Source organism: Pseudoxanthomonas putridarboris, assembly GCF_038321125.1.
GTDB classification, from domain to species: Bacteria; Pseudomonadota; Gammaproteobacteria; order Xanthomonadales; family Xanthomonadaceae; genus Pseudoxanthomonas_A; species Pseudoxanthomonas_A putridarboris.
Map to the genome: position 1 here is coordinate 25726 of NZ_JBBWWT010000005.1, position 19992 is coordinate 45717.

The 19992-nt window shown below is 67.2% G+C and carries 15 protein-coding genes; 8 read left to right on the plus strand and 7 right to left on the minus strand.

Features of this window, described 5'->3' with window-relative positions:
* Window positions 1-113: 113 nt before the first annotated feature.
* The 5 genes from AAD027_RS11810 to prpE all read left to right on the plus strand — a co-directional run bounded on the left by AAD027_RS11810 (window position 114) and on the right by prpE (window position 7208).
* Complete coding sequence (locus tag AAD027_RS11810) at window positions 114-1268, plus strand: pyridoxal phosphate-dependent aminotransferase (RefSeq protein WP_341726219.1); 1155 nt, start codon at window positions 114-116, stop codon at window positions 1266-1268.
* Between the two features lie 129 nt (window positions 1269-1397).
* Window positions 1398-2384, plus strand: coding sequence for a malate dehydrogenase (locus tag AAD027_RS11815; protein WP_341726220.1), 987 nt, complete (start codon window positions 1398-1400; stop codon window positions 2382-2384).
* Complete coding sequence (locus AAD027_RS11820) at window positions 2384-3409, plus strand: glycosyltransferase family 2 protein (protein WP_341726221.1); 1026 nt, start codon at window positions 2384-2386, stop codon at window positions 3407-3409. Before AAD027_RS11815 ends, AAD027_RS11820 begins: the two co-directional genes overlap by 1 nt.
* A 47-nt stretch (window positions 3410-3456) precedes the next feature.
* On the plus strand, window positions 3457-5172 hold the full coding sequence (locus AAD027_RS11825; RefSeq protein WP_341726222.1) for an ArnT family glycosyltransferase: 1716 nt from the start codon (window positions 3457-3459) through the stop codon (window positions 5170-5172).
* 134 nt (window positions 5173-5306) lie between these two features.
* Complete coding sequence (gene prpE, locus AAD027_RS11830; RefSeq protein ID WP_341726223.1) at window positions 5307-7208, plus strand: propionate--CoA ligase; 1902 nt, start codon at window positions 5307-5309, stop codon at window positions 7206-7208.
* A 9-nt stretch (window positions 7209-7217) separates the two neighbouring features.
* On the opposite strand, the gene AAD027_RS11835 is transcribed toward prpE, so the two are convergent.
* Together AAD027_RS11835 and AAD027_RS11840 are read right to left on the minus strand one after the other, a co-directional pair.
* Window positions 7218-8579: a M14 family zinc carboxypeptidase gene (locus tag AAD027_RS11835; protein ID WP_341726475.1), complete on the minus strand. Its 1362-nt coding sequence runs from the start codon at window positions 8577-8579 to the stop codon at window positions 7218-7220.
* 94 nt (window positions 8580-8673) lie between these two features.
* On the minus strand, window positions 8674-9900 hold the full coding sequence (locus tag AAD027_RS11840) for a citrate synthase family protein (RefSeq protein WP_341726224.1): 1227 nt from the start codon (window positions 9898-9900) through the stop codon (window positions 8674-8676).
* Window positions 9901-10051: 151 nt separating this feature from the next.
* Between AAD027_RS11840 and prpB the strand changes: the two genes are divergently transcribed.
* The 3 genes from prpB to AAD027_RS11855 all read left to right on the plus strand — a co-directional run bounded on the left by prpB (window position 10052) and on the right by AAD027_RS11855 (window position 12985).
* Window positions 10052-10936, plus strand: a complete 885-nt coding sequence (gene prpB, locus AAD027_RS11845; RefSeq protein WP_341726225.1) for a methylisocitrate lyase — start codon at window positions 10052-10054, stop codon at window positions 10934-10936.
* Between the two features lie 190 nt (window positions 10937-11126).
* Window positions 11127-12278, plus strand: a complete 1152-nt coding sequence (gene prpC, locus AAD027_RS11850; RefSeq protein ID WP_341726226.1) for a bifunctional 2-methylcitrate synthase/citrate synthase — start codon at window positions 11127-11129, stop codon at window positions 12276-12278.
* A 206-nt stretch (window positions 12279-12484) separates the two neighbouring features.
* The gene (locus tag AAD027_RS11855) at window positions 12485-12985 is read left to right on the plus strand and encodes a hypothetical protein (RefSeq protein ID WP_341726227.1); all 501 of its coding nucleotides are present in this window, start codon (window positions 12485-12487) and stop codon (window positions 12983-12985) included.
* Window positions 12986-13269: 284 nt separating this feature from the next.
* On the opposite strand, the gene AAD027_RS11860 is transcribed toward AAD027_RS11855, so the two are convergent.
* The 5 genes from AAD027_RS11860 to AAD027_RS11880 all read right to left on the minus strand — a co-directional run bounded on the left by AAD027_RS11860 (window position 13270) and on the right by AAD027_RS11880 (window position 19934).
* Entirely contained in the window at window positions 13270-13725 is a 456-nt protein-coding gene (locus tag AAD027_RS11860) for a cell wall hydrolase (protein WP_341726228.1), read from the minus strand.
* A gap of 420 nt (window positions 13726-14145) precedes the next feature.
* Complete coding sequence (locus AAD027_RS11865) at window positions 14146-16215, minus strand: FAD-dependent oxidoreductase (protein ID WP_341726229.1); 2070 nt, start codon at window positions 16213-16215, stop codon at window positions 14146-14148.
* Between the two features lie 392 nt (window positions 16216-16607).
* Entirely contained in the window at window positions 16608-17624 is a 1017-nt protein-coding gene (locus AAD027_RS11870; protein ID WP_341726230.1) for a zinc-binding alcohol dehydrogenase family protein, read from the minus strand.
* A 25-nt stretch (window positions 17625-17649) separates the two neighbouring features.
* Window positions 17650-18681, minus strand: coding sequence for an aldo/keto reductase (locus AAD027_RS11875; RefSeq protein WP_341726231.1), 1032 nt, complete (start codon window positions 18679-18681; stop codon window positions 17650-17652).
* Window positions 18682-18719: 38 nt separating this feature from the next.
* Window positions 18720-19934, minus strand: coding sequence for an MFS transporter (locus AAD027_RS11880; RefSeq protein WP_341726232.1), 1215 nt, complete (start codon window positions 19932-19934; stop codon window positions 18720-18722).
* Window positions 19935-19992: the final 58 nt, after the last annotated feature.

The window sequence follows — 19992 nt, forward strand, 5'->3', positions numbered from 1 at the left end:
CATTTTGCGCCGCAAAAAACGGCGGCACCGGACCATCCCGTTCCCGCTCCACGCGAGGTTGTGCAATGCCCACGCTTGCCCGGCGCATCGGTCGCGCCAAGCCGAGTGCGATCATGGCGGTCGCCGAAAAGGCCAGGAAGCTGAAGGCCGAAGGCCGCGACATCATCAGTTTCTCGATCGGCGTGCCCAACTTCCTGCCCGGCGAGCATGTCTACCAGGCCGCACGCGATGCGCTGACCCGCGATTCCGGCCAGTACGGCAGCAACCGCGGCGCCGACGCGCTGCTGGACGCCTTCCTGCGGCACATCGAGGCGCTGGGCCTGACCGGCTACACCCGCGCCAATGTCTCCACCGGCATCGGCGCCAAGCACATCCTCTACAACCTGGCCGAGACCTTGCTGGACGAAGGCGACGCCATCGCCTTTCCCGCGCCGTACTGGACCACCTACGTCGACATCGCCGATATCGTCGACGCGAAGATCGTCCAACTGCCGTGCCCGGCCACGCAGGACTACAAGCTGACGCCGGCGCAACTGGACGCGGCGCTGTCGGCGCACAGGCCGAAGGTGTTCCTGTTCAACAACCCGTCCAACCCGACTGGCATGGTCTACACGCGCGATGAAATTGCCGCGCTGGCCGAGGTGCTGGTGAAGCATCCCGAGACGTGGATCGTCACCGACGACATCTACAACCGCATGCTGTTCGACGGGCTGGAGTACGTCAATTGCATGCAGGCGAAACCGGAGCTGCGCGAGCGCACCGTGTTCGTCGATTCGCTGTCCAAGACCTACGGCATGCCCGGCTGGCGCGTGGGTTTCATGGCCGGCCCCGAAGCCATCGCCAGGGCGGTCACCACGCTCAATTCCAACCACATCACCAACATACCGGAAGTCGTCACGGCCGCGGCCATCGCCGCGCTTACCGGACCGCAGGATGTGCCCGCCGCCAAGAACGCCGAGTTCCAGGCCAAGCGCGACCAGGTGCTGGCGGCGATGGCCGAAATCCCGGGCGTGGTCTGTCCGCGTCCGCAGGGTGCGTTCTACGTGTTCCCGGACATCAGTTGCGCCTTCGGCAAGTCGCACGATGGCGTGAAGATCGACAATGACGTCGACTTCTGCAACGCGCTGTTGGAGGCAAAGGGCGTGGCCTGCGTACCGGGTTCGGCCTTCGGTGAGCCGCGCGCGCTGCGCATCAGCTACACCTGCCCGACGCCGCAGCTGGCGCCGGGCCTGCAACGCATCCAGGAGTTCTTCGCAGAGTTGACCTGATCGCAAGGCGGGAACAGGGAACGGGGAACCGGGAATGAAGGTTCCGCGCGACGCTGCCCCGCACTGCTTCCGATGCTTCATTCCCTGTTCCCCGTTCCCCGTTCCCGCTTTCCACAGGAGTTCCCCGCCATGAAAACCCCCGTCCGTGTTGCCGTCACCGGCGCTGCTGGCCAGATCGGCTATGCCCTGCTGTTCCGCATCGCCTCCGGCGAAATGCTGGGCAAGGACCAGCCGGTCATCCTGCAACTGCTGGAACTGCCGATCGACAAGGCCCAGGCCGCGTTGAAGGGCGTGATCATGGAACTGGAAGACTGCGCGTTCCCGCTGCTGGCCGGCGTGGTCGGCACCGATGACGCGGAAGTGGCGTTCAAGGACGCCGATATCGCCCTGCTGGTCGGCGCGCGCCCGCGCGGCCCGGGCATGGAGCGCAAGGACCTGCTGCTGGAGAACGCCAAGATCTTCACCGCCCAGGGCGCCGCGCTGAACAAGGTCGCTTCGCGCAACGTCAAGGTGCTGGTGGTCGGCAACCCGGCCAACACCAACGCCTACATCGCCATGAAGTCCGCGCCCGACCTGCCGGCGAAGAACTTCACCGCCATGCTGCGCCTGGACCACAACCGCGCGCTGTCGCAACTGGCCGCCAAGGCCGGCGTGGCCGTGGCCGACATCGAGAAGCTGGTGGTGTGGGGCAACCACAGCCCGACCATGTACCCGGACTACCGCTTCGCCACCGTCAATGGCGCCTCGCTGAAGGACAAGATCGACGACGCCGACTGGAACGCCAACACCTTCATCCCGCAGGTAGGCAAGCGCGGCGCCGCGATCATCGAAGCGCGCGGCCTGTCGTCCGCGGCGTCGGCGGCCAACGCCGCCATCGACCACGTGCGCGACTGGGTGCTGGGCAGCAACGGCAAGTGGGTGACCATGGGCGTGCCGTCCGACGGCAGCTACGGCATCCCGGAAGGCGTCATCTACGGCGTGCCGGTGACCACCGCCAACGGCGAATACACCCGCGTGGAAGGCCTGCCGGTCGATGAGTTCAGCCGCGCCGCCATGGACAAGACGCTGGCCGAACTGGAAGAAGAGCGCGCCGGCGTGGCGCATCTGTTGGATTGATGGCGGCTTTGGACAGGCAGCGGCACAGTCTTGCCTCTGAGTTGGAATCGGTTCGTCCGCAGGGCCCTGTGCGGACGAGCATCGCCGTTGTCATTCCCTGTTATCGCGCCCGCTCCTCGATTATTGAGGTGATCAGGCGGATAGGACCGCAGGCGGGCCACATCATCGTCGTCGACGACGCTTGTCCCCAATCCTCGGGGCAGAAAGTGCGGGAGGAAATTGCCGACTCTCGGGTGGAGGTGCTGTTCAATCCACAGAACCTGGGTGTTGGAGGGTCTGTGATCGCAGGCTATCGCCGTGCATTGGAACTGGGCGCGACGATCTGCGTGAAGATCGATGCCGACGGCCAGATGGACCCGGAGCTCCTTCCCCGGTTTGTCGCACCCATCCTGTCCGGCGAGGCAGATTACGCCAAGGGCAATCGTTTTTTTCACGTGCGCGATGTACAAGGCATGCCTGCTTTGAGGCTTTTGGGCAATGCGGCGCTCTCCTTCTTGAGCAAGTTGTCGAGCGGCTACTGGAATATCTTCGATCCGACCAACGGGTACACCGCGATCCATGCCTCCTGTCTTCGATATGTCGAACTGGACAAGCTGGATAAGCGTTATTTTTTTGAGAGCGACCTGTTGTTCCGACTCCATCTCATTGAGGCAGTAGTGGTCGATGTCCCGATGCGGGCAATATACGAAGGGGAAAAGTCCAGCCTCAATCCATTGCGCGAGATTTTCCGATTTGGGACATTCCACGTGAGGAATCTTCTGAAGCGTGTCTTCTATGAGTATTTCCTGCGGGACTTCAACCTTGCCTCGCTGCAGCTATCAGGCGGTGTTTCGCTGTTGGCCTTCGCTGTCCTGTATGGTGGAGCGACCTGGTACCACAATTGGGCACGTGGCGTGGAGTCACCGGCAGGTACTGTGGGCATCGTGAGCATCGCGATGATCGTCGGTTTCGTCTTGCTGCAGGGATTCCTCGCGTTCGACTATGCCAGGATTCCCCGGTTGGCGATGCATCGCCGGCTGGACTGAGGTGCATCCATCTCGATGTTCCATCACAAGGCCACGCAAAGAAGATGATGAACCCGACCCAGCGCCGGCATATGGCTGGCATGGCGGCAGTGGCCGTGCTCTCGTTGTCGCTGGTGTACTTCTATTACATCGGCCTATATTGCAGCGATGATACCCGTTACCTGATCGGCGCGATCAAGATCGCGATAGGTGAGCCGATATCCACGGCTTCGCTAGCCGAGCGCAGGGTGCTTCTGTTGTTGCCGGCTGCCGCCGGGTTCGCGATAACGGGGAGCCTTGGGTTCTCCGTCGCCCTCTACGGTATCTGGTTGGTGGCGATAGGCTGCGCGACCTATCTGCTGGCCCGGCGCCAGATGGCCGTATGGGCTTCAGTTGCCTGTGCGGCGCTTGCCCTTGCGCAGCCGGTTTTCTTCTTGTTCGCCGGCTCCCTGTTACCCGACGTGCCAGCCGCGCTCTTCCTGGCGCTGGCGCTGGGCAGTTTCTGGCGCTGGAGCGAGGCGCGCCTGTCCGGAACGCACAGGCAGGTCCTGCTACATGCTGCCGTGACCGGTGTCTGTCTGGCGCTCGGTTTCATGCTGAAGGAGAGCAGCATCGTTCTGCTGGTGGTTCCATTGGCGTTCCTGGCGGTATGGGCACTTATGGGCCGGTTCCGGCAATCGTTGGAAGCCGGTATCGCGCTGATGGTGGGTCTGCTGGCGATGCTGCTGCTGGAATCAATGGTGTTCAGGGTCACCGCCGGTCAGTGGTATTCCAGCATCGCCAGTCTGCTTAATCCCCACGATTTCAGTTTGTACGTGGAAGAGCAGGGAAGGACGCCTTTGGCGAGGCTGCATACACTCGGAGGATTGCTGGGGTGGCATACCTCGTTTCTGTTCCTGGCTGCGGCGCTCGCCACTTTGCAATTGGCATGGCAACGCTACCGCGGCGCCATCTCCACGGAAAGCGCTTGGGCGTGGGCGGGGGTGGTCGCGTTCTGGTTCTGGCCGCTGCTTTATTTCACGTTCGGCAGCGCTTCCCTCAGCGAGTACAGATTTCCGGTCATGCAGCAGCGCTACTACGCGCCCTGCATCGTTCCGGCGGCGTTGCTTGCGGGGAGGTTGTTGGCCAGCCTGGAATTGCCGGGATGGCTGCGCGGTCTTTCCAGGCCGGTGGCGCTGGCGGCGCTGGCGGGGCTGGTGTGCGCCCCCTACCTGCTGCGCCACCAGCGCGGACTCGTCTATTCGGCGACGGCAAAGGAGGCTTTCGAGGTCGCGCTGCAGGATGCCCAACGCAGGTTCCCGGGAATTCCAGTCGTCGACAGCGACACGGGTTGGACTACCGACCTGAACCGCTGCCGGGTGCTGCTCGCTTCGGCTGGAGGCGGTTCACAGGCGCGCTTGCTGGATTCGATCAGGAGCGGGGAAGACCTTTCGGGGCACTTCGGGTATCCGAACACCGCCAGGCTCAAGCTTCCCATCATCGTGGTAGGTCATGGCGATTATTTCACAGCGCAGCCACTCTCGCCCTGGATCCGAGGGCTTCAGCGCAGGATCGAGCGCGAGAATCTGACGGTCGAACGGATCGGCCGCTACGATGTCCGCCCGCGCCGCGCATTAAAGGGGTTGTGGTGGTTGCCTCGCGAACAGGCTGTGGCCCTGTCCCTGCGCACTGTGTCCGCGAGAGAATCGCTGCAGCGCCCCGCAGATGCGCCGGAAGAAGAGGAGTACGCGTTGCTGCCCATTGTCGATCTCTACCTGGTTGGGGAGGGGACTGCCGAGCAGTAGGGGCGGTGCGTGCGACGCACCATGTCTGCAAACCCTCTGCCCATGGGGCGAGGTCTGGTGTTTACGTGTCATAGACCAAAGTCGGGGCGCGGCCCCTCGGGGTCGGTAATATGCTTGTCGAACGGAGGCATGCCATGGCTTATGAAGACGTCTACCGCCGTTCTACCGAGCAACCCGAGGCGTTCTGGGGCGAGGAGGCGAAGGCCATCCACTGGCACAAGCCACCGCAGCAGATCCTCGACTATTCCAATCCGCCGTTCCGCCGGTGGTTCGTCGGTGGGGAAACCAACCTTTGCTACAACGCGGTGGACCGGCATCTGGAAGCGCGGGGCGACCAGCTTGCCCTTGTCGCGGTGTCCACCGAAACCGAGGTCACCCGCGAGATCACCTATCGCGAGCTGTATCGCGAAGTGAATGCGTTCGCCGCGATCCTGCAACGGCTGGGGGTGGGCAAGGGCGACCGCGTGGTGATCTACATGCCCAACATGGCCGAAGCCGTGTTCGCGATGCTGGCATGCGCGCGCATCGGCGCGATCCATTCCGTGGTCTTCGGCGGCTTCGCCGCGCACAACCTGGCGCTGCGCATCGACGACGCGCAGCCCAAACTGCTGGTCGCTGCCGATGCCGGCATGCGCGGCGGCAGGGTCATCCCGTACAAGCCATTGGTGGACGAAGCCTGTGCGAAAGCAAACACCCCGCCGCCGAAAGTACTGATCGTTTCGCGCGGACTCGATGCGGCCGAACCGAAGGTGCCTGGCCGTGACGAGGACTACGCGGCGTTGCGCGCGGAAGTCGGCGACGCCGAGGTGCCCGTGGAATGGCTGGAATCGAACGAGCCCAGCTACCTGCTCTATACGTCGGGTACCACCGGCAAGCCCAAGGGCGTGCAGCGCGACGTGGGCGGCTACGCGGTGGCGATGGCGCTGTCGATGCGTACGGTGTTCGATGTCGGGCCGGGCCAGGTGATGTTCTCCACGTCCGACGTGGGCTGGGCGGTCGGGCATTCGTACAACGTCTACGGGCCGCTGATCGTCGGCGCCACCTCGGTGCTGTACGAAGGCCTGCCGATCCACCCCGATGCCGGCATCTGGTGGGCGCTGTGCGAGCAGTACGGCGTGCGCACGATGTTCTCTTCGCCCACCGCGGCCCGCGTGCTGAAGAAGCACGACGTGGACTTCATCCGCCGCCACGATCTTTCCGAGTTGCGCTACCTGTTCCTGGCGGGCGAGCCGCTGGACGAACCTACCGCGCACTGGATCACCGACGCGCTGGGCAAGCCGGTCATCGACAACTACTGGCAGACCGAGACCGGCTGGCCGGCATTGACGTTGTTGCCGGGGCTGGACATGAAGCCGGTGAAGTTCGGCTCGCCGGGCTTCCCGAACCTGGGCTATCGGATGAAGATCATCGACGAAACGACCGGCGAAGAAGTCGGTCCCGGCCAGAAGGGCGTGCTGGTCATGCAGCCGCCGCTGCCGCCGGGATGCATGACGACGATCTGGAACGACGACGAGCGTTTCCTCGCCAGCTACTTCAGCCATTTCAAGGAGCTGCTTTACAGCTCGCTGGACTGGGCGATCCGCGACGAGGACGGTTACACGTTCATCCTGGGCCGCACCGACGACGTCATCAACGTGGCCGGCCATCGCCTGGGCACGCGCGAGATCGAAGAGTCGGTATCGGGTTTCCCGGCCGTGGCCGAGGCGGCGGTGATCGGCGTGGCGGACGAACTCAAAGGGCAGGTGCCCGTCGTATTCGCCACGCTGCGGCAGGCCACCGACGAGCCGCACGAACGGGTCAAGGCGGCCGACGGCATGCGCCGCACGGTCGAACAGAACCTGGGCGCGGTGGCGCGGCCGGCGCGCGTCTACATCGTCAATGCGCTGCCGAAGACGCGCTCGGGCAAGTTGCTGCGGCGTTCGTTGCAGGCATTGGCGCAGGGCGCCGACCCGGGCGATCTTTCCACGCTGGACGACCCGAATGCGCTGGAAGAGGTGAAGAAAGCCCTGCGGCGCGGTCCCGAAGTCGGCAGCTGAGTGGCATCGTCAGGGTGCGGGGCGCGGGTGCGCCGCATCGACGTCGCCGGCCAACGTCCACACGATGTCGTGGCCGTGCGGATCGCGGCTGAGGTGGAAGTACGCCGGCGCACCCGGAACGATGGGCCTGGATGAAGCGCTCCCGCCCGCCGGTCCCGTGGGTCCCGGCATCGGCACGATGTACAGCCCGCGCGCATGGATGGTGTGCCGCGCGCGCGCGTCGGCGAGGTCGCCGACGTAGGCGATGGAGCCGCCACGCTCGGTCAGTGGATCCTTGAAGTTCACCGTCAGGTCCGCGCGCGTCGGCGGTTGGCCCGGGACGGACAGCGTGCCGCCGCGAACGAGCAGGTCGGGCCATACGTCGCCGTTCTCGGGCAGGTCGCGGTAGAGATCGGCCGGCACGCCGGCGTGGCTGCCCGTGGCGATGCTGTCCAGCGCCGCCACCAGCCCTAGGAAATAGAGTTTGCGCAGGCGCTGTTTCTGCGGATCGCCCTCGATGCCGCCCGCCTCGATGAGCACCGTGCTGGTTCCCCATTGCGTGGTCAGGTCGCCGAATGCGCGCGGATTGAAGGTCTCGTCCCAGCGCGCCATGTGGCCGGCGAGGTAGGGTTCCAGCGCGATGCGGATGGCGCCGGCGACTTCGATGGCGCGCGCACGCACCGGGTTGACCTCGCCGGCCGCGTTGTACGGCGGCGAGAGCAGGGCGATGGCCACGCCGCGCCCGGAATCGCCCACGCGGTAACCCATGCGCTGGTCGTGCAGGTTGAAGCCGTACTCGGGCCGCACGCGGTCGTAGAGGGCCTTGAGCGTGCGCGCCTCGGGCGTGGCCAGCGCGCGCGCATCCTGGTTCAGGTCGATGCCCTGCACGTTGCGCCGCTGGAAACGGGCCGCGCCGTCGGGGTTCAGGATGGGCAGTATGTGCAGCGAGGTGCGCGCGCGCAGCCGCTTCACCACCGGATGGTCCGGATGCTCGCCGAGGAAGCGGAACACGTCCGCCAGCGCCATCGAGGCGGTGCTTTCGTCGCCATGCATCTGCGACCACAGCAGCACGCGCGTGCGCCCCTTGCCCCACGCGACGTGGCGCAGCGGGCGTTCCTCGACGCTGAGCCCGATCTCCTCCACGCGGAAGCCGCGCTTCGATGCCAGCAGCGGCGTGGCGATGTCCCACCAGTGTTCCGCCGTGAACCTGCGTTCGTCCAGTCCGGCCACGCGCAACCGGTCGTCGTAAAGCGCGTCCAGTCCGGCAAGCCACGCGGGTGGGGGCGGCACTGGCGTGGAGGGTGGCGAGGACGGCGTGTCGTCGTCCCGGGCGATGCCCACGGTCGGGATCAGCATCATGAAGACGAGAAGCAGGGAATGGGCGAGGCGCATCACGGCCGTGGCAGTGGGAAGGGTGCGCTGCAGGGTCCGCAGCCGCGCCGGCAATGTCAAATGGCGCGCCGATCCCGCATGGACAGGCATCGTCTCAATCCGCTCGCGTGGAGGTTTCCGGCGCGACTCCGGCGTAGCTGGCGCGGGGGCGGATCAAGCGTCCCTGCGCCTGCTGTTCCAGCACATGCGCCAGCCACCCGGCCAGGCGACCGGCGGCGAACATCACCAGCGCCGGCGTCGCGGGCAGCGCGTTGAGGTGGCAGATCGCGGCGAGCATGAAATCGATGTTCGGTCGCTGGCCGCTGACCTCTTCAGTGGCGGTGATGATGGTTTCCAGCGATGCGAGCCCCGGCGTGCCGGCGTGCAACGATCGTACGCGGATCAGGAGCTCCGCCGCACGCGGGTCCCCGTGCGGATACAGCGCATGGCCGAAGCCGGGCAGGTCGTCGCCACGCTGCCAGCGCATCGCGATGAAGTCGCGCGCGGAGTCCGCATCGCGCGCGTCGGCGATCAGCGCATACGCGCGCGCGGTGGCGCCGCCATGGCGTGGACCGGACAATGCGGCCAGCCCGCTGCACACGGTCGCATGCAGGTGCGCGCCGGTGGACGCGACCACGCGCGCCGCGAACGCCGATACGTTGAGTTCGTGATCGGCGCACACCACCAGCGCCGCGCGCACCAGTTCGGCGAATCCTTCATCATCCGGTTTCCAGCACTGCGCCAGCAGCCGGTGCACGGGGCCGGCGAAGGGCGGCTGCGCCACCAGCAATGCGGCGTTGTGGCGCAGCAGCGTGGCGGCGATCTCGTGGCGCACGCGTGGCGCCGAGTTGAACGAATGGCGCACGTCCAGCGCGAGCAGCGGGATGGCCGCCATTGCGCGCTCCAGGGGCGGCAGGGCGGCATCGGTGGCGGTGGCGGCCACGTTGGCGGGCCACTGCGGCTCGAATGCGGTGGCGAACGGATCGAGTCCGCCGCAGTCCCACAACTGGCGCGCGACGTCCTCCAGGGTGGCGCCATCGCGCGCCATCGCGATGGCCGATCGCCCCCGGTAGTAGGGACCATCCGGGCGGATCAGCGAGATCCGCGTCTCCAGCACCGGCAGGCCGCGGTCCAGGCTCTGCGCCGCCCCGCGCGCCGCCCCGCGTCCCACGCGCTTGCGCTGCGCCAGCCGCTCCACGTCCTGTCGCAGGTACAGGCGGCTGCGGTGGTCCGTGCCGGGGCGCGATTCCAGCAGGCCCCGGCTGACGTAGGCGTACAGGGTGGCCTGGCTGATGCCGAGGATCCGGCAGGTCTCGCGGGCGGAGAGCAGGTCGTTGGCCATGCGGAATGATTGATTGACTGGATCAAGATTGATCAACCAGAAGGATAGTGCCAGATTGGCGCCCGATGAGGGGCGTACCATTCGCGCACCTTTGCCGCCACGGTCCTTGCGCCATGGCCGGCCACACGCTGACGAAGAGGAGTTCCGCCGCATGAGTACCGCATCCGCTGGCGCCCGTTTCCGCGCCGCGCTCGCCGCCGAATCGCCGCTGCAGGTGATCGGCGCCATCAACGCCAACCACGCGCTGCTGGCCCGGCGTGCCGGCTACCGCGCCATCTACCTGTCGGGCGGCGGCGTGGCCGCGGGGTCGCTGGGCCTGCCGGACCTGGGCATCAACACGCTGGAAGACGTGCTGATCGACGTGCGCCGCATCACCGACGTCTGCGACCTGCCGCTGCTGGTGGACATCGACACCGGCTTCGGCCCCAGCGCATTCAACATCGAGCGTACGGTGAAGTCGCTGATCAAGGCCGGCGCGGCGGCCTGCCATATCGAGGACCAGGTGGGCGCCAAGCGCTGCGGCCACCGTCCGGGCAAGGAGATCGTGTCCGCCGGCGAAATGGTGGACCGGGTGAAGGCGGCGGCGGATGCCAGGACCGATACGGATTTCTTCCTGATCGCACGCACCGACGCCATCCAGGTCGAAGGCGTGGACGCCGCCATCGAGCGCGCCACCGCCTGCGTGGAGGCCGGCGCCGACGGCATCTTCGCCGAGGCGGCCTACGACCTGCCCACCTACAAGCGGTTCGTCGATGCGGTGAAGGCGCCGGTGCTGGCCAACATCACCGAGTTCGGCAAGACGCCGCTGTTCACCCGTGAGGAGCTGGCCTCCGTCGGCGTGGCCATCCAGCTGTATCCGCTGTCCGCGTTCCGCGCGATGAACAAGGCCGCCGAGGCCGTCTACACCGCGATCCGCCGCGATGGCCACCAGCAGAACGTGATCGACCTGATGCAGACGCGCGAGGAGTTGTACGAGCGCATCGGTTACCACGCGTTCGAGCAGAAGCTGGACGCACTGTTCGCCGCGAGCAAGTAGTTGTCTTTTTCCTTCTCCCGTCGGGAGAAGAGCCTGCCCTCCGCGAAGGCGAGGGTGGCGCCAAGCGACGGATGAGGGTACGGCGGAGTCGGCGGCGTCCATACGCTCGCGGCTTCGCAGAATCCTCACCCCAACTCCTCTTCCCAACTTGAGAGGGGACCGGAACATCGATGAAACGGGAGGAAACCTGATGAGTGAAACCACCACCACGGCCTTCAAGCCGAAGAAATCCGTCGCCCTGTCCGGCACCGCGGCCGGCAACACCGCGCTGTGCACCGTGGGCCGCACCGGCAACGACCTGCACTACCGCGGCTACGACATCCTGGACCTGGCCACCACCAGCGAGTTCGAGGAGATCGCCTACCTGCTGGTGCACGGCAAGCTGCCCAACCGCGCCGAACTGGCCGGCTACAAGGCCAAGCTGAAATCGCTGCGCGGCGTACCGGCCGCGGTGAAGGCCGCGCTGGAACAACTGCCAGCGTCGGCGCACCCGATGGACGTGATGCGCACCGGCGTGTCCGCGCTGGGCTGCGTGTCGCCGGAGAAGGACGACCACAACCACCCGGGCGCGCGCGACATCGCCGACAGGCTGATGGCGTCGCTGGGCTCGATGCTGCTGTACTGGTACCACTTCAGCCACAACGGCAAGCGCATCGAGGTGGAGACCGACGACGACTCCATCGGCGGCCACTTCCTGCACCTGCTGCACGGCGAGAAGCCGCGCGATTCTTGGGTGCGCGCCATGCATACCTCGCTGATCCTGTACGCCGAGCACGAGTTCAACGCGTCCACGTTCACCGCGCGCGTCATCGCCGGTACCGGCAGCGACATGCACTCGTGCATCGCCGGCGCCATCGGCGCGCTGCGCGGCCCCAAGCACGGCGGCGCCAACGAAGTGGCGTTCGAAGTGCAGAAGCGCTACGAGACGCCGGACGAGGCCGAGGCCGACATCAAGGCGCGGGTGGAGCGCAAGGAAGTGGTGATCGGTTTCGGCCACCCGGTCTATACCGTGGGCGATCCGCGCAACCAGGTGATCAAGCAGGTCTCCAGGGAACTGTCCGAGGAACAGCAGAACACCAAGATGTACGCCATCGCCGAGCGGCTGGAGGCGGTGATGTGGGACATCAAGAAGATGTTCCCCAACCTGGACTGGTTCAGCGCGGTCAGCTACCACATGATGGGCGTGCCCACCGCGATGTTCACGCCGCTGTTCGTGATCGCCCGCACCAGCGGCTGGAGCGCGCACGTCATCGAGCAGCGCATCGACGGCAAGATCATCCGTCCCAGCGCCAACTACACGGGCCCGGAAGACCTGGCCTTCGTGCCGATCGACCAGCGCTGAGGCGGTCGCGGGCGGGGCGTGTCCGGCCCATGCCCGGCACGCCGCGAGGGCATTCCGCGGACCTGCGACGATCGTCGCAGGTCCGTGTTCCGTTACTGTGATCGACGTTACTGACGCGCGCGCGGGCGGCAGGTACATCTACGCGGGTTACAGGCAGGCGCCGATGACGACGGGGAGGGGCCCGGTCGCGCGGCGCGGGGGATGCCATGCACGCGACGACGTGGTTCAAGACCGAGGAAGGCCGACTGGAGATCCAGCAGCGCACCCGCAAGCTGACCGCGGGCCTGCGCTCGATCCTGTTGATGGTGGACGGCCAGCGCGGCGAACAGGAACTGCAGTCGCTGGTGCAGGGCTTGCACGCGCCCGCCGATGCGCTGGCGCAATTGTCCGCGGCCGGACTGATCGAACAGCGCCTCGCCGATCCGGGTGCGGCGGCGAGCGACGCCGGCAGGAAGGCCGACCCACCGCCGGTGTGGGAGGGCGTGGGTACCGCGGAACGCTACAACGCGCTCTACACCGTGCTGACCGACAGCATCCGTGCGCACCTGGGGCTGAAGGGGTATTTCATGCAGTTGAAGGTCGAGCGTTGCAACGATGCCGACGAGCTTTCCGCGCTGCTGCCCGAGATGGCCACCGCGCTGGCGAAGGCGCGCGACCACGCTTTCGCCACGCGTTGGCTGGACAGCGTGCGCACGGCCCTGGCCTGACGCACGCGCCCGATCGTCCAAGGGCAAGGGCTCCCGCTTCAGCGTCGCCTGCGCGCCAGTATCGGCTTCCATGCGCTGCTCGCGGTGATGCCACGGAGATCCGTCGGCCAGGGGTGTCTTTCCAGCCGGGGTTCGGCGGTCTCGTCAAGGCCGTAGGCCGGGACGACGGCGAAGGCCGGGTGCGGGCAAGGCGAAACGAAACGGGTCCGCGATGGTCGCGGACCCGTCGGTCGTTTCTTGCCTGGAGTTCGATGCAACGGGCCGTCGGGCCCGCCGTGCGCTCGTCAGGAGCGCGGCTTGAGCTTCTGCACGCGCAGGAAGGTGTGGTCGCCGATGGTGGCCACGTGGTACGCGTTGCGCCAACTGGGGCTGGCGATCTGGTGGGCCATGAAGTGGCTGGCGCCGGGCACGATCTCCTTGCGCTGGCCGGGCGGCAGGGCCCAGTTGCGTTCGGCGTCCAGGGCCACGCTGACCGACTTGGCCCAGGCGTCCGGGTTCTTCAGGCGGGTGTTCGGGCCCACGATGGTCGGAGCGAACTGTTTGCGGGCGGTGACCACCTCGCAGACCGAATCCCCCCACAGGCCGCTGTCGCGGCGGCGCAAGGCGACCTCGGCGACGGCCTGCTGGCCGCGCAGGGTCTGGTCGCGGGCTTCCAGGTACACGGTGGTGCTGAGGCACAACGAATCGGCGGCCGGCTGCGGCAACATCTGCGACAGCCATAGGATCCAGGCCAGTTTCATGGGAACTCCTTGCTCCGTCTTTCCCGCGCCCCCGCCTCTCCCGATACGCAGGGACAGACCAGAATGGGACGCGGCAGGGCGTTATGGGGAGGCAGCCATCACACGGGCTGCCCGGGGGACCGGCAAGGCCGGACCAGAAGGGTCCGAGCGCCGGAGTCAGCCTGCCTGAACTGGGCGGCGGGCCGGAAAGTGCGCGCAAGGTAAGGGCGAAAAGTGGAACCCAACCTGAACGGGCCGGGTTGACAGCTCTACTAAGTATTTGATTGGAAATGAAATGCGGGCCGTGCATTTGAGCGGCCGTGCATTCGATTTGAGAATGAAATGCCAGCGACTCCAGGAGCGCCCTGGGGCGCGTGCCGTCTTCTTCATGAGCCGGGAACGCGCTCAAGAGCATCGCGCCCCAGACCGCTCCTGGCATCCCTACAGAGAAGCGGCCAGCCGGCTGCCCTGGGCGATGGCGCGCTTGGCATCCAGTTCGGCGGCCACGTCCGCACCGCCGATCAGATGCGCAGTCTTGCCCAGTGCGAGCAGCCCGGCCTGCAGGTCGCGGCGAGGCTCCTGGCCGGCGCAGACCACCACGTGATCCACCGGCAACAGCTGTTCGGCGCCTTCCACGCGGATGCGCAGCCCGGCATCGTCCACGCCCAGGTATTCCACCCCGCCCAGCATCTTCACCTGCTTGGCCTTCAGGGTGGCCCGGTGCACCCAGCCACTGGTCTTGCCCAGCCGGGCGCCGGGCCTGCCGGGGCTGCGCTGCAACAGCCACACCTCGCGGGCCGGGGGTTCCGGCTGCGGCCGGGCCAGGCTGCCTCGCGATTCGAAATCCGGGTCCACGCCCCATTCGGCCATCCAGCGGGTCTTGTCGAGGGTGGGGGAGTCGCCTTCGTGCACCAGGTACTCGGCCACGTCGAAGCCGATACCGCCCGCGCCGATCAGCGCCGCGCGCGGGCCCACTTCCACCCGGCCGGCCAGCACGTCCACGTAGCCGACCACCTTGGCATGGTCGGTGCCGGGGAAGGCCACCTTGCGCGGGGTGATGCCGGTGGCCAGCACCACCTCGTCGAAGCCGGCCAGGTCGGCGGGCGACACCGGCGTGGACAGCTTCACGGTCACGCCGGTTTCCTCCAGCCTGTGGCGGAAGTAGCGCAGGGTCTCGTGGAACTCTTCCTTGCCGGGGATCTTCTTGGCGTAGTTGAACTGCCCGCCGATCTCGTCGGCCGCGTCGAACAGCGTCACCCGGTGGCCGCGCTCGGCCGCCACCGTGGCGCAGGCCAACCCGGCAGGGCCGGCGCCGACCACGGCGATGGATTTCGGCGCGAAGGTCCTGGCGTAGTTCAGCTCGGTTTCGGCGCAGGCGCGCGGGTTGACGAGGCAACTGGCGGTCTTGTTCTCGAACACGTGGTCCAGGCAGGCCTGGTTGCAGGCGATGCAGGTGTTGATGGCCTGCGGCGCGCCGGCGCGCGATTTGGCGGCCCACTGCGGATCGGCCAGCAGCGGCCGCGCCAGCGACACCATGTCGGCCTTGCCGGCGGCCAGGATGCCCTCGGCCACGTGCGGCATGTTGATGCGGTTGGTGGCCACCAACGGCACGCGCACATGTGGCTTGAGCTTGGCGGTGACGTCGACGAAGGCCGCGCGCGGCACCGAGGTGACGATGGTGGGGATGCGCGCTTCGTGCCAGCCGATGCCGGAGTTGATGATGGTCGCGCCGGCGGCTTCCACGGCCTTGGCCTGCATGACGATCTCTTCCCACTGGTTGCCTTCGTCCACCAGGTCCAGCAGCGACAGCCGGTAGATGAGGATGAAGTCCGGGCCGACCGCCTCGCGCACGCGGCGGACGATCTCCACCGCGAAGCGCATGCGCTTCTCCGGCGTGCCGCCCCAGGCGTCGTTGCGCTTGTTGGTGCGTGGGGCGGTGAATTCGTTGATGAAATAGCCTTCCGAACCCATGATCTCGACGCCGTCGTAGCCGGCGTCGCGCGCCAGCCTGGCGGCGTTGGCGTAGGCGGCGATCTGCCGTTCGACGCCGCGGGCCGACAGCGCACGCGGAGTGAACGGGTTGATCGGCGCCTTCAGCTTCGACGGCGCCACCGTCAGCGGGTGGTAGCCGTAGCGGCCGGCATGCAGCAACTGCGCACAGATCTTGGCGCCATGCTCGTGCACGGCGGCGGTGACGAACTTGTGCGGCCGCGCTTCCCACGGCCAGGACAGCTTGCCGCCGAACGGCTTCAGCCAGCCCACCAGGTTGGGCGAGAAGCCGCCGGTGACGATCAGCCCCACGCCGCCGGCCGCGCGTTCGGCGAAGTACGCCGCCAGCCGGGGGAAGTCGCGGGCGCGATCCTCCAGTCCCGTATGCATGGACCCCATCAGCACGCGGTTGCGGACCGTCGTGAAGCCCAGGTCCAGTGGGGCGAACAGATGCGGATAATGCGAAAGGGAGGCGTCGGAAGACGGCAGGGGCTGGCCGGAGGCGGGCGCTGTCGACGGCATGCTGGCTGGATACGCTTGCGTATGGAAGGGGCACAATGCCGTGAAACCGGGCAAGGCGCAATCGGGTGGGCAAGCCCGGGCCGGATCGCGACCAGCATGGCGCAGGCACCAAGGCGGAGCCTAGCAGGGAACAGGAACCCTGGCGTTTCAAGGGTCGTTTCGGCCCGGCGACCCACTGCCCATCGGCGGCCACGTTCCCGGAACGTCATGGATGCCGCCGACCTGTCTTATTTGTGGGAGCGACGTCAGTCGCGACCGGGAACCCGCAGCAGAGTGGAACCACGTAACGCAAGAAGCCACTCAAAACAGGGCTCTTCCCATGCCTCCCGAACTCGAGCTCCGTTAGGGTGGGACTGGCTTCCGTCGCGACTCGCGTCGCTCCCCCAGGAGTGCTACCACCCGGCCAGCACCAACTTGCCGATGCCGGTGCCGGATTCCAGCCGGCGATGCGCTTCGCGCAGGTTGGCGGCGTTGATCGGCGACAGGGTATCGGTCAGCGTGCCGCGCAGCCTGCCGGCGTCCACCAGTTCGGCCACGCGCGTCAGGATGCGGCCCTGCTCGGCCATGTCGGCGGTGCGGAAACGCGGCCGGGCGAACATCATCTCCCAGTGGATGCCGATGCTCTTGGCCTTGTACGGGTCGCCGATCTTCAGTTCGCCGCGCGGCTCCACGATCAGGCCCAGGTGGCCCAGCGGCGCCAGCAGTTCGCCCAGTTCGGTCCAGTAACGATCGGTGTCGGCCAGGTTCAGCGCCGCATCGACGGCATCGAAGCCCGATGCCTTCAACTGCGGCGTGAGCGCTTCGCGATGGCTGACGACGTGGTCGGCGCCCAGCGAACGGCACCAGTCGATGGTCTCGGCGCGCGAGGCCGTGGCGATGACGGTGAAGCCGGCCAGCTTGCCCAACTGGATGGCGATGGAACCGACGCCACCGGCGCCACCGATGACCAGCAACGACTTGCCGTCGCCACTTCCGTCGATGGCGTACGGCATGCGGTCGAACAGCAATTCCCACGCGGTGATGGCGGTCAGCGGCAGCGCGGCGGCCTGGGCGAAGTCCAGCGACGCCGGCTTGCGGCCGACGATGCGCTCATCCACCAAGTGGAACTGCGCATTGGTGCCCGGCCGCGTCACGTCGCCCGCGTAATACACCGGGTCGCCGGGCTTGAAGCGGGTGACGGCCTCGCCGACGGCTTCCACCACGCCGGCGGCGTCGTAGCCGAGCACCCTGGGGTGGGCCTCGACCTGCGGTTTCGGCGAACGCACCTTGGTGTCGACGGGATTCACCGACACCGCCTCCACGCGCACCAGCAGATCGTGGCCGGTGGGTGTGGGTTTCGGCAGCTCGACATCCTGCAGGGATTGCGGATCGTCGATGGGAAGGTAGCGGGTAAGGCCGACGGCTTTCATGGGGGACTCCAGGCAGACAGCGGGTTCAGACGGGAAGCGGGCTGCGTTCCGAGAATTGGCCGCGCCAGTAAGGATAGTAGGGATATGGCGCTTCGACCGCGCTGGCCGCGTCCAGCCGTCGCATCTGCTCGGCGTTGAGGCTCCAGCCGATCGCGCCGAGGTTCTGTTTCAACTGCTCCTCGTTGCGCGCGCCGATCAGCACGGTGGACACGGTGGGCCGTTGCAGCAGCCAGTTGATGGCGATCTGCGGAATCGACTTGCCGGTTTCCTCCGCGATGACGTCCATCGCTTCGATGATGCGGAACAGGCGCTCCTGCTCGACCGGCGGCCCGATGTCGGCGGTATCGTGTAGCCGGCTGGTGGCCGGCAGCGGCTGCCCGCGCCTGAGCTTGCCGGTCAACCGGCCCCAACCCAGCGGACTCCACACCACCGCGCCGACGCCCTGATCGATGGCCAGCGGCATCAGTTCCCACTCGTAGTCGCGGCCGACCAGCGAGTAGTAGGTCTGGTTGGCGACATAGCGCGTGTAGCCATACCGGTCGGCGACGCCCAGCGACTTCATCAGTTGCCAGCCGGCGTAGTTGGACACGCCCAGGTAGCGCACCTTGCCGGCGCGGACCAGGCCATCGAGCGTCGACAGGGTTTCCTCGACCGGCGTCAGTGCATCGAAGGCGTGCAGTTGCAGCAGGTCGAGGTAGTCGGTGCCCAGCCGCTTCAGCGACGCATCGACGGACTTCAACAATCGGAAGCGCGACGCGCCGGCGTCGTTCGGGCCATCGCCCAGGCGCAGTCCGGTCTTGCTGGACAGGATGGCCTGGTCGCGACGACCCTGCAGCGCCGCGCCGAGGATCGATTCGGACGCACCATCGGAGTAGACGTCGGCGGTGTCGAAGAAGTTGAGCCCGGCGTCCAGGCTGATGTCGATCATGCGACGGGCCTGCGCCGTATCGGTGTTGCCCCAGGCGCCGAACAACGGGCCCTTGCCGCCGAACGTGCCGGCGCCGAAGCCCAGCGCCGAGACTTTCAGGCCGGAACGGCCGAGAAAACGGGTTTCCATGAAAGCATTCCTTGGAGTGTGTAGGGAGAGGGGAGCCGTCAGGCGCATTCAGTCCGTTCGACGAGGGCCGGGCGTGCCTGCCGGCGCTCCAGCGCGAGGCTCCACAGCGCCACCGCGAACGCCGACAACGGCACCAGCGCGGCCACCCACGGCAGCGCGGTCAGGCCCAGGCCCTGCGAGATCACCACGCCGCCCAGCCACGCGCCCAGCGCATTGCCCAGGTTGAAGGCGCCGATGTTGAGGCTGGACGCCAGGCTCTGCGCGCCCGCGGCCTTCTGCAGTACCCACAGTTGCAGCGGCGACACCGTTGCGAACGCCGCCGCGCCCAGCAGGCCGGTGAACAGCACCATCGCCCACCGACTGTGGAGCACGAACGTCATCGCGCCCATCACCAACGCAAGCGTCGCCAGCGTGCCCAGCAGGGCCGCCGACAGGCGCTTGTCGGCGAAGCGTCCGCCCAACAGGTTGCCGACGATCATGCCGACGCCGAACACCAGCAGGATCGGCGACACCGCGGCATCGGCGAAACCGGTCACCTGCGTCAGCAGCGGCTGGATGTAGGTGTAGACGGTGAACATGCCGCCGAATCCCAGCACCGTCATCAGCAGGCCCAGCAGCACCTGCGGGCGCGCGATGGCCTTCATCTCGTCGCGGAACGCGAGCGGGGCATGCGCGCTGCGGTCGGCGGGCACCAGCGTGGCGATCACCACGGTGGCGACGATGCCGATGGCGGTCACCGCCCAGAAGGTCGCGCGCCAGCCGAACTGCAGGCCCAGCCAGGCGCCTGCGGGCACGCCCAGCAGCGTGGCCACGGTCAGGCCGGTGAACATGATCGAGATGGCCGAGGCCTTGCGGTCTTCGCTGACCAGCCCCGTCGCCACCACCGCGCCCACGCCGAAGAACGTGCCGTGCGCCAGCGACGTGACCACGCGCGCGATCATCAGCAGGGTGTAGTTGGGCGCCAGCGCGCAGGCGAGGTTGCCCAGCGTGAACACCACCATCAGCGCCACCAGCACCGCCTTGCGCGGCATCCGGCTGGTCGCGGCCGTCAGCAGCGGCGCGCCGACGAACACGCCCAGCGCATAGCCCGAGATCAGCATGCCGGCGGCCGCGATGGAGACGTGCAGATCGGCGGCGACCTGCATCAGCAGGCCCATGATGACGAACTCGGTGGTGCCGATGCCGAAGGCGCCGGCGGTCAAGGCATAGAGCGCCACGGGCATCCGGGCGCGGGAGGAGGGCGGGGCGGACATGTGAGGGGAGGGGCGTGCGGAAAGGCGGCCAGCTTGGCCCTTCCATCGACTTCGAGAA

What these genes read in the sequence shown, in the direction of transcription:
- AAD027_RS11810 (WP_341726219.1), top strand. Translation starts at nt 114, where the DNA reads ATGGCGGTCGCCGAAAAGGCCAGGAAGCTGAAGGCCGAAGGCCGCGAC.
- AAD027_RS11815 (WP_341726220.1), top strand. Translation starts at nt 1,398, where the DNA reads ATGAAAACCCCCGTCCGTGTTGCCGTCACCGGCGCTGCTGGCCAGATC.
- AAD027_RS11820 (WP_341726221.1), top strand. Translation starts at nt 2,384, where the DNA reads ATGGCGGCTTTGGACAGGCAGCGGCACAGTCTTGCCTCTGAGTTGGAA.
- AAD027_RS11825 (WP_341726222.1), top strand. Translation starts at nt 3,457, where the DNA reads ATGAACCCGACCCAGCGCCGGCATATGGCTGGCATGGCGGCAGTGGCC.
- prpE (WP_341726223.1), top strand. Translation starts at nt 5,307, where the DNA reads ATGGCTTATGAAGACGTCTACCGCCGTTCTACCGAGCAACCCGAGGCG.
- AAD027_RS11835 (WP_341726475.1), bottom strand. Translation starts at nt 8,579, where the DNA reads ATGCGCCTCGCCCATTCCCTGCTTCTCGTCTTCATGATGCTGATCCCG.
- AAD027_RS11840 (WP_341726224.1), bottom strand. Translation starts at nt 9,900, where the DNA reads ATGGCCAACGACCTGCTCTCCGCCCGCGAGACCTGCCGGATCCTCGGC.
- prpB (WP_341726225.1), top strand. Translation starts at nt 10,052, where the DNA reads ATGAGTACCGCATCCGCTGGCGCCCGTTTCCGCGCCGCGCTCGCCGCC.
- prpC (WP_341726226.1), top strand. Translation starts at nt 11,127, where the DNA reads ATGAGTGAAACCACCACCACGGCCTTCAAGCCGAAGAAATCCGTCGCC.
- AAD027_RS11855 (WP_341726227.1), top strand. Translation starts at nt 12,485, where the DNA reads ATGCACGCGACGACGTGGTTCAAGACCGAGGAAGGCCGACTGGAGATC.
- AAD027_RS11860 (WP_341726228.1), bottom strand. Translation starts at nt 13,725, where the DNA reads ATGAAACTGGCCTGGATCCTATGGCTGTCGCAGATGTTGCCGCAGCCG.
- AAD027_RS11865 (WP_341726229.1), bottom strand. Translation starts at nt 16,215, where the DNA reads ATGCCGTCGACAGCGCCCGCCTCCGGCCAGCCCCTGCCGTCTTCCGAC.
- AAD027_RS11870 (WP_341726230.1), bottom strand. Translation starts at nt 17,624, where the DNA reads ATGAAAGCCGTCGGCCTTACCCGCTACCTTCCCATCGACGATCCGCAA.
- AAD027_RS11875 (WP_341726231.1), bottom strand. Translation starts at nt 18,681, where the DNA reads ATGGAAACCCGTTTTCTCGGCCGTTCCGGCCTGAAAGTCTCGGCGCTG.
- AAD027_RS11880 (WP_341726232.1), bottom strand. Translation starts at nt 19,934, where the DNA reads ATGTCCGCCCCGCCCTCCTCCCGCGCCCGGATGCCCGTGGCGCTCTAT.